9 protein-coding genes are annotated in these 13,857 nt (G+C 66.0%); 6 read left to right on the forward strand and 3 right to left on the reverse strand.

The window, feature by feature from the left end; translation table 11 throughout:
• Positions 1 to 165 precede the first annotated feature (165 nt).
• Positions 166 to 1,440 (reverse strand): tyrosine-type recombinase/integrase, encoded by a 1,275-nt coding sequence (locus tag NJF35_RS21290; RefSeq protein WP_253091451.1) that lies wholly within the window; start codon positions 1,438 to 1,440, stop codon positions 166 to 168.
• Between the two features lie 153 nt (positions 1,441 to 1,593).
• Positions 1,594 to 2,508, reverse strand: a complete 915-nt coding sequence (locus NJF35_RS21295; protein ID WP_225789020.1) for a LysR family transcriptional regulator — start codon at positions 2,506 to 2,508, stop codon at positions 1,594 to 1,596.
• 214 nt (positions 2,509 to 2,722) lie between these two features.
• On the opposite strand from NJF35_RS21295, the gene NJF35_RS21300 reads away from it, so the two are divergent.
• The 6 genes from NJF35_RS21300 (at position 2,723) to pgm (ending at position 12,767) form a co-directional block, all read left to right on the forward strand.
• Positions 2,723 to 3,739, forward strand: coding sequence for a zinc-dependent alcohol dehydrogenase family protein (locus NJF35_RS21300; RefSeq protein ID WP_253091452.1), 1,017 nt, complete (start codon positions 2,723 to 2,725; stop codon positions 3,737 to 3,739).
• Positions 3,740 to 4,234: 495 nt separating this feature from the next.
• Positions 4,235 to 5,620: a hypothetical protein gene (locus tag NJF35_RS21305; protein ID WP_253080220.1), complete on the forward strand. Its 1,386-nt coding sequence runs from the start codon at positions 4,235 to 4,237 to the stop codon at positions 5,618 to 5,620.
• Positions 5,620 to 6,969, forward strand: coding sequence for a PLP-dependent aminotransferase family protein (locus NJF35_RS21310; RefSeq protein WP_253080221.1), 1,350 nt, complete (start codon positions 5,620 to 5,622; stop codon positions 6,967 to 6,969). Before NJF35_RS21305 ends, NJF35_RS21310 begins: the two co-directional genes overlap by 1 nt.
• Positions 6,970 to 7,123: 154 nt before the next feature.
• Positions 7,124 to 8,776: a VRR-NUC domain-containing protein gene (locus NJF35_RS21315; protein ID WP_253080222.1), complete on the forward strand. Its 1,653-nt coding sequence runs from the start codon at positions 7,124 to 7,126 to the stop codon at positions 8,774 to 8,776.
• Entirely contained in the window at positions 8,773 to 11,028 is a 2,256-nt protein-coding gene (locus tag NJF35_RS21320) for an ATP-dependent DNA helicase (RefSeq protein ID WP_253080223.1), read from the forward strand. The genes NJF35_RS21315 and NJF35_RS21320 overlap by 4 nt, the downstream gene beginning before the upstream one ends.
• 101 nt (positions 11,029 to 11,129) lie before the next feature.
• A complete protein-coding gene (pgm, locus tag NJF35_RS21325) occupies positions 11,130 to 12,767 on the forward strand; it encodes a phosphoglucomutase (alpha-D-glucose-1,6-bisphosphate-dependent) (protein WP_253080224.1) in 1,638 nt (545 codons plus the stop codon).
• Positions 12,768 to 13,022: 255 nt separating this feature from the next.
• Here pgm and NJF35_RS24925 read toward each other — a convergent pair whose 3' ends face one another.
• Positions 13,023 to 13,778: a methyl-accepting chemotaxis protein gene (locus NJF35_RS24925; protein ID WP_410896932.1), complete on the reverse strand. Its 756-nt coding sequence runs from the start codon at positions 13,776 to 13,778 to the stop codon at positions 13,023 to 13,025.
• Positions 13,779 to 13,857: the final 79 nt, after the last annotated feature.

The raw sequence follows: 13,857 nt of genomic DNA on the forward strand, positions 1-13,857 counted from the left end.
GAAATCGGAAAAGCTCATCTGACTCATGGGCAAGACTTGCTGGGGGGCTGAACGGAGGGCTATTTCAGCACAGGTCGGGCGGCTTGTGCTGACTTGATCGGAGAATCCCTAAAACTCCCGAGTGCTACCCATGAATACATATTCTACTTTTGATTGGGGTTCAACTTACATCTCGCAGGCTTTTACGTTACTGGCATTTTTGCGAAGTTGGTCCAGAAAGTTTGCCCATTGTTGCGCTGCCTCTCGACGCTGTGGCAGTAGTTGAGCCCTCGCATACACGGCGCCCAGTGCGCCTGGCATGCGGTGGGATAACGACAACTCCAATACAATCGGATCGATGCCTAAATGCTCGTGGGCGATAGTGCGGTAGGTGGCGCGAAAGCCGTGGGCAGTAATGGCGTATTCCGGCCAGATCCGCTGGTAGGACTTGGCCAAAGAGGTAGCGTCGATGGGGCGGCCAGGATAGATCGGCGAGACGAACACCCAACCGTTGCCGGTCTCATCCACCACCCGGCGCTTGTACAGTTCACGTAGCAGCACGAGTGCCTGCTCTGGCAGTGGTACGATGTGTTTGCTCTTGTCCAGATGCCGCGTTTTACTGACCACGTAACGCCAGTCGGCGCTGATCAGATCAACATCCTCCCAGCGCATTTTCACCAGTTCGCCCGGGCGCACCGGCAGCATCACCAGCAGGCGCATTGCGGTGGTCACGCTGCTCGCGTCGAGTTCATCCAGGCGCAACAGGAACTGACCCAAGTCGGCCGGTCGTTCGATCGCAGGATTGCTGGTGACCACGTGGCGGATTTTGAGCTCCTCGGTGTTGCTCAGCGCCACGTTACGTTCGACCCAACCACGGCCTTCGGCGAAGCCGAGCACGGCGCGAATGATGGTGCGCACGCGCTTGGCCATGGCCATCGTGCGGGCACGGCGCAGCGTACTGATGATCGAGGTGATGTGTTCGAGTCTGATTTCGGTGACAGGTTTTTCGCCGATGGCCGGCAGGATGTGATTGCGCAGCGCACCGCGAAACCCTGAAATGGACTTGTGGACCAAGTCCGGAGATTTGAAATTCATCCACTCTTCAGCCACGTAAGCGAATGTACGTTCCTCGTTGAGCCATTGTGCTTCGATCTTGGCCTTTTTGGCTTTGAGTGGATCGATGTGATTGGCCACGCTATTGCGCGCTGCACGGGCGAGCTCACGGGCTTCCTTCAAGCCCACATCAGGATACCTGCCGATCACGAACACGTTTTCTTTGCCGCGAAGACGGTATTTCAGTCGCCAATGCCGTGAGGCTGACTTGCCAGGTTTGAGTGAGGCACGCACCTGTAGATACAGACCCGGTACGTCGCCATCGGCGTACTTGCCCGAAGTGGTCAGCGAACGTATGAAGGCATCACTGAGCTTTTGGCGGAAAGCTGGCGGTTTTTCGGCGGACATGGTGTGGGGGTATCTTTTTTAATCTGAGCTTCGTGTTCCCCAAAGATACCCCCAGTCAAGCCGGAATTGAGTGGATTCGGACGGACGGCAATGGATGTAAAACTTTGCTAACTACATGTATTTAAAGGTTTTATGGTTCTCAGTGGAACTCAGTCACAGACTATCGGGATCCCCGAAGAACATCTGTATCCTCGACCTCAACCAACGCTCCGCCGGGTCGTTGTCCTGTGCACCGCGCCAGGCCATGTGCAGCTCGAAGCTACGCACATCCAGGGGCAGGTCCTCGGCACGCAGGCCGCCGGCGGCGGTCAGGGCGTCGGCGGTGTAGTCGGGCACCGTGGCGACGATGTCGGTCCCCGCCAGCAGGCTGCCCAGGCCGTTGAACTGGGGTACGGCCAGGACCACATGGCGCTTGCGACCGACCTCGTCGAGGGCTTCGTCGATAAAGCCCGAGAGGTCGCCGGCAAAGGACACCAGGGCATGCGGGCGGGCGCAGAAATCATCCAGGCTCAGGCTGCCGGGCATGCTGTCGGCACGCAGCAGCTTGGGCATGCTGCGGCGCAGCACCTTGCGCTTGGCGTTGGCCGGCAGCTCGCTGGTGTAGCTCACGCCCACCGAGATTTCTCCCGAGGCCAGCAGCGTGGGCATCAGCAGGTAGTTGACCCGGCGCACCACCAGCACGATACCCGGCGCCTCGGCCCGGATGCGCTTGAGCAACTGCGGCAGCAGGGCGAACTCGGCGTCGTCCGACAGGCCGATGCGGAACACCGAGGTGCTGGTGGCCGGGTCGAACTCGGCGGCGCGGCTGACCGCGGTAGAGATCGAGTCCAGCGCCGGCGAGAGCAGGGCGAAGATCTCGTGGGCCCGCGCCGAGGGCTCCATGCTGCGCCCGGTGCGCACGAACAGGGGGTCGTCGAACAGGTTGCGCAGGCGCGACAGCGCGGCACTGATGGCCGGCTGGCCGAGGAACAGCTTCTCGGCGGCACGGGTCACGCTGCGCTCGTGCATGAGCGTCTCGAACACGATCAGCAGGTTCAGGTCTACGCGACGCAGGTCGTTACGGTTCATCGATGCGTTTCGCCTATTCGCCTAAAGTGGGGCAGGGGTGAATCTTAAGGCCAAAGGCTGTTACCCTGCACCGGTTTCCGGGTGCCAATGCACAGATACGCCGGGAGCCCAATCAATGACAGGCATGTCGACTATTAATGGCCACTGATGGTCTAACCGTGAAAGCCCGGATAAAGTCCGTGGTAATACGAGGTTCACACAGGCGAGGTATGCGATGTCCCGCATGATCCGATTCCACAAGTTCGGTGCGGCCGATGTGCTCCGCTGCGAAGAGCAGCCCGAGCCATCCCCCGCGGCGGGCGAAGTGCAGATCCGCGTCGAGGCGATCGGCGTCAGCTGGTACGACGTGCTCTGGCGGCAGAACTTGGCGCCGTCCCAGGCGCGCCTGCCGGCGGGGATCGGTCATGAGATGGCCGGCGTGGTCACTGCGGTGGGCGAGGGGGTCGAAGACATCGCGGTGGGCGACCGAGTCGCCAGTTTCCCGGCCACCAGTGCCAACGACCACCCGGTCTATGGCGACGTCATCGTCCTGCCGCGCACGGCCATCATCCGCTACCCCGACAACCTGACGCCGATCGAAGCCAGCGTTCACTACACACCGATGCTGATCGCCTATTTCGCCTACGTCGACCTGGCCCGGGCCAAGGCTGGCCAGACTGCCCTGGTCACCGATGCCAGCCACTGCGCGGGGCCGGCGTTCGTGCAACTGGGCAAGGCCCTGGGGCTGAAGGTGTTCGCCGCCACCAAGGCGCCGGAGCAGCGCGAGTACCTGCTGGCCCTGGGAGCCGACAAGGTGATCGTCACCGAGGAGCAGGACCTGCTGCTGCAGATCAACAAGTACACCGATGGTCGGGGCGTGGACATGGTCCTCGATGGCATGGGCGGGCCGCAGATGTCGCTGCTCGGCGATGTCCTGGCGCCGCGCGGCAGCCTGGTGCTGTACGGCCTGCAGGGCGGCAACCAGACACCCTTCCCGGCGTGCGCGGCGTTCCAGAAGAACATCCAGTTCTACGTGCACTGCATCGGCAACTTCACCGGCAAGCCGGAGCTGGGCATCAGCCAGGACCAAGTGGCCCTGCAGCGGGCCCTGCGCGATATCAACCAGTTCACCGCCGACCAACTGTTGACGCCGCAGATCGTCAAGGTCTACCCCTTCGACCAGGTGGTGGAGGCCCATCGCTACATGGACGAGTGCCCTTGTGGCGGCCGTGTCGTGCTGGACATGGGGTGAGGGTGCGTTGACGTGTTAGTCGTCTGTGGGGGCACGAAGTTGCCCCCTTTGCATGTTGGCTTTCAGATATCTCCTACAGCCTTTAAATAAACTGCTGACAGATTTAAAGGCTGCTCTTTCTTTTTTGTCCTCAATCTTTCCGCGTTCCCAAGAAATTTAAAGCAGGTTCGACCGAGCATTGTCGAAGTCGGACAGGGCTGAATGGTTTTTTTCCCTTGATCTGTATCTTTTATTCGTGCTGCAACGCTTGATAATGGCGGAGTGATAGTCATTGCAAGGAGCACCGGATGAGCTGTGGAAGGCCTTGGGGTATGGGCGAGGCGGCGGTAAACAGGGGGGAGGGGACGTCGTTTTTCTCAATGGCTTGGCGACAGCATATTGTCACTTCGAACTTTCCCAAAGCTTTGTGGGAAAAGTCCTGATAGTTGATTTTTATGTGTTTCACGCTCGACAATTTTCGCCAAGACGGCATGTCGAGAAACATGGAGTGTTCCCATGAGCAATATTCACGATCAAGCCATGCACTATATCTACCAGCAAGTTCTGGAACGTTTGCTCGCGCATATGTCCCAGGCGCAACGTGCCTCGTTGCAGTTGCTGATCCAGCGCCTGCTGGTAGCCGCCGGGGGGCCGGAACACATCGGCAGGTTCCAGTTGCTGGTGGTACACGGCGGCGACCGGCGCAGTGCCCATTTGCTGGCCAGCCTGCGGGCCGCTCAACTGAGCATCGCCGTGCGCACCCCCGATACCTTTCGCCTGCGGGTGCTGGTCGCCTGCCTGCCCTACACGGGCCAGGAGGCCCTCGGTCACCATGAGCGCTGTTTCAGCGCGCTGTTCCTGCAGGACGACCCTCGGGTGGAACTGCTCATGATGGCGGACGACAGCCTGCAGCCCTTCGACAGCCGCAGCCCAGTGGCGATGCGGCCCTGGGCAAGCGCGCGCGAAACGCTGCTGTTGTTCGGGCACCTGGCCGAGAGAAGTCCAGAGGCCTTGCTGGGCAGCCGCCTGCACCTGCAACTGGCCAACGCCGTGCGCCTGGCGCTTGGCTGGAACGGCGGGGCGAGCGCGTTGGTCACGGCGCTGCCCGAACGCCAGCGACGCCGATACCTGGCTTGGGGCCGGCGGGTCCTGCGCCTGGCCGGGGAGCCGGCCCCGCAAGCCCTGGCGCAGTGCGCGGCGGCCCTGGCCGAAGGGCTGGGGCGATTGCAGGCGTTGGCCGACGCGCCCCTGGCGCCGCCCGCTAACCCGGCGCAGCAGGCGGACACCGAGGCGCCGCTGCGGGTGATCGCGGTCGATGACCTGTTGCGCCACATGCTGGCGCAGGATGGGCTCGACCGTATGCTGGGATGCCAGGCGGTTGGCCAGGCCGCGCTGGCGGGCTGCTTCGAGCCGCACCTGGTGGCCAGCCTGCGGCACCTGCAGGCGCGGTTGACCGAGCGTTATGCCCAGCGGCAACCGGCACGGTTGTCCCTCAGGGAGGCCCAGCGGGGCTGGGCGCAAAGGGCCCATGAGCCGGAGCGGGCGCGCTTTCTGCAAGCCCAGGGTCTCGACGAGGCGCAATTGGGCTGCCTGCTGTTCGCACCGTTCGCCGAGCGTGGGCGCGGCCTTGCGTTCTTCGTGCAGTGCTGCCATCCGCGCATGCGTGTGGCCCTGCCTTACCTGCACAGGGCATTGCAGGGCAAGCCGTGCCCCGAGGCGGTGAAGCGCTGGCTGGTGGATATCAGTGGCCTGTCCCTGGCGCAACTGCAGGCGATCTACCTGGGGCGGCTCGAGCCATCGGCCAGTCGATTGCTGGCTGGCCTGGCACGGCGCAGCGCCGACCTGCGGTGGCTGGCGTGCCCGTCATCGGCCTGGGAAACGGTTCGTCAGGCGGCGCCTTGATGGGCCGGTCAGTACGGGGTGAGTTCGCTTACCAGGCGGTGTACCGCTACCTCGAGGCCCTGATCGCCCAGGTCGACCCCGATGGAGACGGGCGCTTGCCCTCGCTGCGTGACCTGGCGCAACGGCTGCGTGTCTCCCTGGCCACGGTGCAGAGTGCCTACGGCCTGCTGGAGCACGAGGGACGGGTGCGCTCGGTACCCAAGTCTGGCTATTTCGTACGATTCGGCTCCAGGGACACCGGTGTGACCTTGCCCAGGCCACAGGCCCGGCCGCTCTTCGCCTTGCCGATGCCGTCCCCGCCACCGCTCGAGCGCGCGCTGCTCGCCCAGGAACGGCGCCTGTCGCGTCAGGCAGCCCGGCGCGGGGCAGGGGACGCGCTGCTACGCAATGCCCTGGCTGCGCGCTACACCCGGTCGTCCGGGCACTACTGGAGTGCGGAGCATGTCCACCTGGGTAGCGACGTACAGGCGCTGCTGGAGACCGTGCTGCTCGCCTTGCGCTTGCGTGGGGCGACAGCACTGGTGGCTGCGCCTTGCTGCTGGCGTCTGCTGCAGGCGCTACAACGGGCCGGGATGCGTGTGATCGAGGTGCCGCTGGAGGCCGGCGGCGGTCTGGATCTGGACAGCCTGGCGCGCCTGCTGGACCGCGAACCCGTGCGTCTGGTGGTCATGCCATCGTGCCTGGGCATGCCCCTCGGGCATCTCATGCCCGTGGGCGATCAGCAGGCGATCGCGGCCTTGCTGGCGCAACATCCGGCCTGGCTGTTGGAAAACGACCTGGACAGCGAGCACTGCTACGACGGGCCGCCGGCCTCACGCCTGCGTGACTTGGCCGCCCCGCGCAGGTTGCTGGTGCTGGGGACGCTGGAGGCCACGGTCGGTGCCGAGGCGCCTTACGCCTATGTGCTGTGCCGCCACGCCGGGGTGGGCGAGGCCTGCGCCAGGCGTGGCTTCCTGCTGCCGCCCCTGCGTCAGCAGGCTCTCGCGCACCTCTATGCAAGAGGGGACATCGATGCCTGCCTGCCGGCACTGCGTGCGGCGTTGCGAGCCGGGATGGAGCGGTTGTGCCAACGGGTCGAGGCGTACCTGGGCGACCAACTGACCTTTGCCATGCCCCAGGGCGGCTGGGCGCTCTGGGTGTGCCTGCGCTACCCGGCGGACCTGCAGCATGTCCAGGAGGCGGTGGCCGGCACGGCCTTGTTGGTTGTGCCGGGCAGGTCGTTCAGCCTCCAGGGGCGCTATCGGCAGCATTTGCTGCTGATCTGGCAGGGAGAGTGTCGCGATGCGTTGGACAGGGCGTTGCGCGCGCTGGGTGGAGCCTTGGCCCAGGCACCAAGGCCGGCCAGTTGAATGTGCGGCTGCAAGGCAGCCCCAAAAATGACAACGCGCCACCTGAGTGACCGGCATCAGGGCGTCGAGGCGCATGACCGCTGATCCACGGGGCTTGCCAGTGCGCTTGGTCTGTATGTATAACCAGTGCATTTCCAGTGCCCGATCCAACACCGTGATTGCCCATTCCGTCGACGATCCCCTCTACTACCTGCACAACTTCAGGCAGGTGCTGGCCTGGGTCGAACAACGCTACGCCGACCTGCTCGATGCCCCTGAGCAGGCCTTCCTGGACGCCTTCGCCCGCCTGCCCGAGCCGGCCCAGGCGCTGCTGGTGCGCATGGTCATGCGCAAGGGCGAGCTGTTTCGCAGCGACAGGCTCGTGTATGCCGAGATCGGCGACTGTGACGTGGCGTTGCAGCCACTGATCGCGCTGGGCTGGGTCAGCGAGCACACGCCGCTTGCCCTGGAGCAGGTGTTCGCCCTGCTGCGCAAGGACGAACTGGCACAGTGCTTCGCCGCGCAACTGGAGCGACCGCGGGCGGCCAAGGCCGACCTGCTGGCGCAACTGCTGCCGCTGGAGCTGGCGGCCAGGCCCCTGGGCGAATGGTTCCCGGGGTTTGCCCCACGCATCCTGCACTGGCGCCTGCAGCCGCTGTGCGACCGTCTGCGCCTGCTGTTCTTCGGCAACCTGTACCAGGACTGGTCGGAGTTCGTCCTTGCCGACCTGGGCCTGCTGCGCTACGAGCAGGTGCCGTTCGCTGCCGATGCCCGGGCCTGGCACCAGCGCGCCGAAGTCGACCTGGCGATGGCCCTGCATGCCTGCGCCGAAGGCCTGGAGCAGGGTGAGGCCCCGGCCACGGTGCTGGCGGCGCTGGATGGCCTGCACAGCGACACGCCGTGGCTGGCCCGGCGGCGTGCGCGCCTGCTGTTCGGCCTGGGCCAGCACTGCGAGCGGATGGGTGACTGGGAGCTGGCCCTGACGGTATATGCCCGCAGCCAGCACCCTGAAGCACGGATCCGCCAGGTGCGGGTCTTGGAGCGTAGCGCTCGTTGGGCGCAGGCCCAGGCGTTGGCGCTGGAAATGGCCGAGGCGCCCGGCAACCCTCTTGAAACCCAGGCCCTGGAGCGCATGCTGCCGCGCCTGGCGCGCAAGCTCGGCGGGCCGGCGCAACCCCGCCGTCGCCCTGCGGCTTTGGAACTGATCGAACTGGAGCTGCCCGCCGAGCAGGCCGGGCTGGGTGTCGAGGAGGCCGTGCGCCTGCACCTGGAGCAGGAGGGGGGAGAGGCCCATTACGTGGAGAACACCCTGTTCAACGGCCTGTTTGGCCTGCTGTGCTGGGACGCGATCTTCGCGCCGGTGCCCGGTGCTTTCTTCCACCCATTCCAGGCGGCACCGCAGGACCTGCTCGACGCCGATTTCCAGCAACGCCGTGGCGCACTGTTCGACGCCTGCCTGGGCCGGCTCGACGATGGCAGCCATCGCCAGGCCATCCGTGAGTGCTTCACGGCCAAGCAGGGCGTGCAGTCACCCTTCGTGGCCTGGTCGATGCTGACCGACCCATTGCTCGAGCAGGCCCTGGCCTGCGTGCCGGCGCAGCACCTGAAGCAGTGCTTCCTGCGCCTGTTGCAGGACATCCGCAACAACCGTGCCGGCATGCCCGACCTCATCCAGTTCTGGCCGCAGCAGGGGCGCTATCGCATGGTCGAAGTCAAGGGCCCCGGCGATCGCTTGCAGGACAGCCAGTTGCGCTGGCTGGATTTCTGCCGTGAGCACGGCCTGCCGGTAGCGGTATGCCATGTGCGCTGGCGCGAGGCGGCGGCATGACCTATACCGTGGCCGTCCGTGCCCTGTGCGAGTTCAGCGCCAAGGTCGGCGACCTTGACTTGCGCTTCACGCCATCGCCCACGGCCCAGGAGGGGATTGCCGGTCATCGTCGGGTGGCGGCCCGGCGGGGGGAGGGCTACGAGGCGGAAATAGCCCTCGAAGGGCACTACTCGGGCCTGCGGGTACGTGGTCGGGCCGACGGCTACGACCCGGAGCTCAACCGCCTGGAGGAGATCAAGACCCACCGGGGCGACCTGGGCCGCCAGCCGGCCAACCATCGCCAATTGCACTGGGCCCAGGCCAAGGTCTATGCCTGGCTGCTGTGCCAGGCCCGGCAACTGGAGGCGATCGAGGTGGCGCTGGTGTACCTGGACGTGGACAGCGACCGCCAGACTCTGATCAGCGAGCAACACCGTGCAGCAGAGCTACAGCGCTTTTTCGAGGCCCAGTGCCAGGCGTTTCTCGCCTGGGCCCAGGCGCAGTCGCGACGCATCGCCGAGCGCGACCAGGGCCTGCAGGCCCTGGGCTTTCCTTACCCGCAATTCCGCCAGGGCCAGCGTCAATTGGCCGAGACCCTGTACAAGGCCGTGAGCACCGGCCGCTGCCTGATGGCCCAGGCCAGCACCGGCATCGGCAAGACCCTCGGCACCCTGTTTCCGCTGCTCAAGGCCATGGTGCCGCAACAACTGGACAAGCTGTATTTCCTCACCGCCAAGACCCCAGGTCGGGCGCTGGCCCTCGATGCCTTGAAGCAGATCACCCGAGCCACGCCGCAACCGGCCTTGCGCACTCTCGAGCTGATCGCCCGCGACAAGGCCTGCGAGCACCCGGGCAGCGCCTGCCATGGCGAGTCGTGCCCGTTGGCCAGGGGCTTCTACGACCGCCTGCCGGCTGCCCGCGAGGCCGCCTCGCAGCAGCCATTGCTGGATCGCGCAGGCTTGCGCGAGGTGGCCCTGGCGCACCAGGTCTGCCCTTACTACCTGGGGCAGGAGATGGCCCGCTGGGTCGATGTGCTGGTGGCCGACTACAACTACTACTTCGATGCCCACGCCTTGCTGCACGCGTTGGCCCAGGCCAACCAGTGGCGGGTCGCGGTGCTGGTGGACGAGGCGCACAACCTGGTCGAGCGGGGCCGTGGCATGTACAGCGCGAGCCTCGACCAGGGCCAGTTGCAGGCCTTGCGCCAGGGCAAGCCGGCTGGGCTGGGCAGTGCCCTGGACCGGCTGAACCGGCAGTGGAACGCCCTGTACAAAGCGCAACGGGCGCCGTACCAGGCCGTCGAGCAGTTGCCGGAGGCCTTCGTACGTAGCCTGCAGCACTGCATCGGGCTGATCCAGGAGCGCCTCGAGCAGGCACCCACCGAGGTGGATCCCGCGCTGTTGCAGTTCTTTTTCCAGGTCTTGCAGTTCACCCGGGTCGCCGAGCTGTTCGACGAGCACTTCATCTTCGATATCAGCCTGCGCAACGGGCCACGCAAGCGCCGCCTGGCTACCCTGTGCCTGCGCAATGTGGTCCCGGCCCGGTTGCTGGGCCCGCGCATGCGTGCGGCGCGTAGCGTGGCGCTGTTTTCCGCGACCCTTGGCCCCCGGCATTTCTATGCCGACCTGCTGGGCATGCCGCCCGACACCGCCTGGCTGGAGGTTGCCGCGCCGTTTCGTGCCGAACAGCTCGAGGTGCGTATCGTCAGCCAGGTGTCGACCCGTTATCGCGAACGCCAGGCGTCGCTGGCGCCGATCGTCGAGCTGATCGCCGGGCAGTATCGGCGGATGCCCGGCAACTACCTGGCGTTCTTCAGCAGTTTCGAATATTTGGGGCAGGTCGCTGGGCTGCTGGCCGAGCGCTACCCCGACATCCCGCGCTGGGAGCAGGCGCCGGGCATGGACGAGGGCGCGCGCGAGGCCTTTCTCGCGCGCTTCGTGGCCGACGGGCAGGGCATCGGCTTCGCCGTGCTGGGCGGCGCTTTCGGCGAAGGTGTCGACCTGCCGGGCACCCGCTTGGTCGGGGCGTTCGTTGCCACCCTGGGCCTGCCCCAGGTCAATCCGGTCAATGAACAGTTCAAGCTGCGCCTGGGCAGGCAGTTCGGCGCGGGGTTCGACTATGCCTATCTCTACCCTGGCGTGCGCAAGGTGATCCAGGCTGCTGGCCGGGTCATCCGGGGCGACCAGGACCGTGGCGTGCTGCTGCTGATCGATGAGCGCTTCGCCGAGCCACGGGTGCAGCAGATGTTCCCAGGCTGGTGGCAGGCGGTTTGACTCAGCGGCCCTAAGCTTCGCAAGCGTCATCGCACAGGCTTGCAACTCCCAGTACACTGCGCGTTCCAACACCTACATCCCGTTGATCTCGAGGTTCTTGCATGACGCTCAGTCCTTTGGCAGGCAAGCCGGCTCCGGCCAGCGTGCTGGTCGATATCCCCCGCCTGCTCACCGCCTATTACACCGGCCGCCCCGACGCTGCCGTGGCGGCTCAGCGCGTGGCCTTCGGCACCTCCGGGCACCGTGGCACGTCACTGGAATTGAGCTTCAACGAACACCATGTATTGGCCATTACCCAGGCCATCTGCCTGTACCGCCAGGAGAATGGCATCGACGGCCCGCTGTTCGTCGGTGCCGACACCCACGCACTGTCCGCCCCGGCCGCGGCCAGTGCCCTGGAGGTGCTGGCGGCCAACGACGTGCAGGTGATGCTGTCCAAGGACGACGAGTACACGCCGACGCCGGCGGTGTCCCATGCCATCCTCTGCCATAACCGTGGCCGCCAGCGAGGCCTGGCCGACGGCATCGTCATCACTCCGTCGCACAACCCGCCACAGAGCGGTGGCTTCAAGTACAACCCACCCAATGGCGGCCCGGCCGACAGCGACGTGACCAAGTGGATCGAGGCCAAGGCCAACGAGTTGCTGGCCGCCGGGCTCGAGGGCGTCAAGCGCATGGACCATGCCCAGGCATTGCAGGCCAGCACCACCCAGCGCCATGACTATGTGAACAGCTACGTGGCCGACCTGGCCAACGTCATCGACTTCGAGGTGATCCGCAAGGCCGGCCTGCGCCTGGGCGTCGACCCGCTGGGCGGGGCAGGGGTGCGCTACTGGCAGGCGATCGCCGAGCACTATCGCCTGGACCTGGAGGTGGTCAACACCGAGGTCGACCCGACGTTCCGCTTCATGACCGTCGACTGGGACGGGCAGATCCGCATGGACCCGTCCTCGCCCCACGCCATGCAGGGCCTGATCGGCCTGCGCGAGCGCTTCGACGTGGCCTTCGCCTGCGACCCGGACCACGACCGTCATGGCATCGTCACCCCCGACGGCCTCTTGCAGCCGAACAACTACCTGGCGGTGGCCATCGACTACCTGTTCCGCCACCGGCCACAGTGGCGCGCCGATGCCGCAGTGGGCAAGACCGTGGTCAGCAGCGGCCTGATCGACCGTGTCACGGCACGCCTGGGGCGCAAGCTGCATGAGGTGCCGGTGGGCTTCAAGTTCTTCGCCCAGGGGCTGTTCGATGGGACGCTGGGCTTCGGTGGCGAGGAGAGTGCCGGGGCGTCGTTCCTGCGTCGCGATGGCTCGGTGTGGACGACCGACAAGGACGGCCTGATCCCGGCATTGCTGGCGGCGGAGATGACGGCCCGCACCGGGCGCAACCCGAGCCAGGCCTATGCGGACCTCACCGAGGCGCTGGGCCGACCGTTCGCTACCCGTGTCGAAGCCAAGGCCGATGCGCGGCAGAAGGCCCTGCTGGGCAAGTTGGCACCGGAGCAGGTCACCTCCACCGAGCTCGCTGGCGAGGCGATCGAGGGGATTCTCAGCCATGCACCGGGGAATGGGCAGGCCATCGGTGGGCTGAAGGTGATGACCGCCAACGGATGGTTCGCCGCGCGGCCGTCCGGGACCGAGGATATCTACAAGATCTATGCCGAGAGCTTCGTCGACGAGGCGCATCTGCAGCGCTTGGTGCAGGAGGCGCAGGTATTGGTCGATGCTGCCATTGCCTGAGGCTGTGGCGCTTCAATGATTCGGGGGCGCGAAGCGCCCCCGAATGGCAGAGATGAAGTCGATCCAGCATGCCGGGGCGCGCAGGCCCCTGACGGCGCAGCCCAAGCCGCCGCGGTGTCGGTGCTGGCCAAGCCTATCGCCAGCAGCAGGCCGGCCAACAGCGTTGTCGTCTTCTTCATCGAGGCCTCGTCGGTAGCCGTTCCTTGGGTCCGGGCAAGTGTAGACGACGAGGCCCATGGGCCTGGCGGGCCTGCCTCAGACGCGGAACTGGTCCATCAGCCCCTGCTGCTGGTTGGCCAGGCTGTTGAGCGACTGGCTGACCCGCGCCGACTCGTTGGCCTGCCCGGAGAGCGACTCGGTGACGTCGCGGATGGTCGCGACGTTCCTGTTGATCTCCTCGGCCACTGCGCTCTGTTCCTCGGCCGCCGAGGCGATCTGCAGGTTCATGTCGGTGATCACCGTCACCGCCTGGCCAATGCGCTGCAACGCGGTGACCGCCTGGCCGACCTGCTCGACACCGCCCTGGGCCTGGCGGTGGCTGTTGTCCATGGCGCCGACCACCTCGCGGGTGCCGGCCTGCAAGGCCTCGATGACCTGACGGGTTTCCTCCACCGACTCCTGGGTACGCCGCGCCAGGTTGCGTACCTCGTCGGCGACCACGGCGAACCCACGCCCGGCCTCGCCGGCGCGGGCGGCCTCGATGGCGGCGTTGAGCGCCAGCAGGTTGGTCTGCTCGGCGATCGAGCGGATCACCTCCAGCACCGAGCCGATCTTCTCGCTGTTGTGCGCCAGGCCCTCGACCTGGGTCATGGCGCTGCTCATGTCGGCGGCCAGGGTGTCGATGCTGCGGGTGGTGCTGTCGATCACCGCCAGCCCCTCGCGAGTGGCCTGGTCGGCGTCACGGGCCGCCTGCGCGGCCTGGGAGGCGCTGCGGGCGACGTCCTGGGCGGTGGCGCTCATTTCATGGGAGGCGGTGGCCACCTGGTCGACTTGGCGGTACTGCTGCTCCATGCCGGCGCTGGTCTGGGTGGCGATGGCCGAGGACTGGTCGGCAGTGCCACGGGCGGCCTGCACCGAGCGTTTCACTTCG

The organism is Pseudomonas guariconensis, assembly GCF_024127895.1.
GTDB lineage: Bacteria > Pseudomonadota > Gammaproteobacteria > Pseudomonadales > Pseudomonadaceae > Aquipseudomonas > Aquipseudomonas guariconensis_B.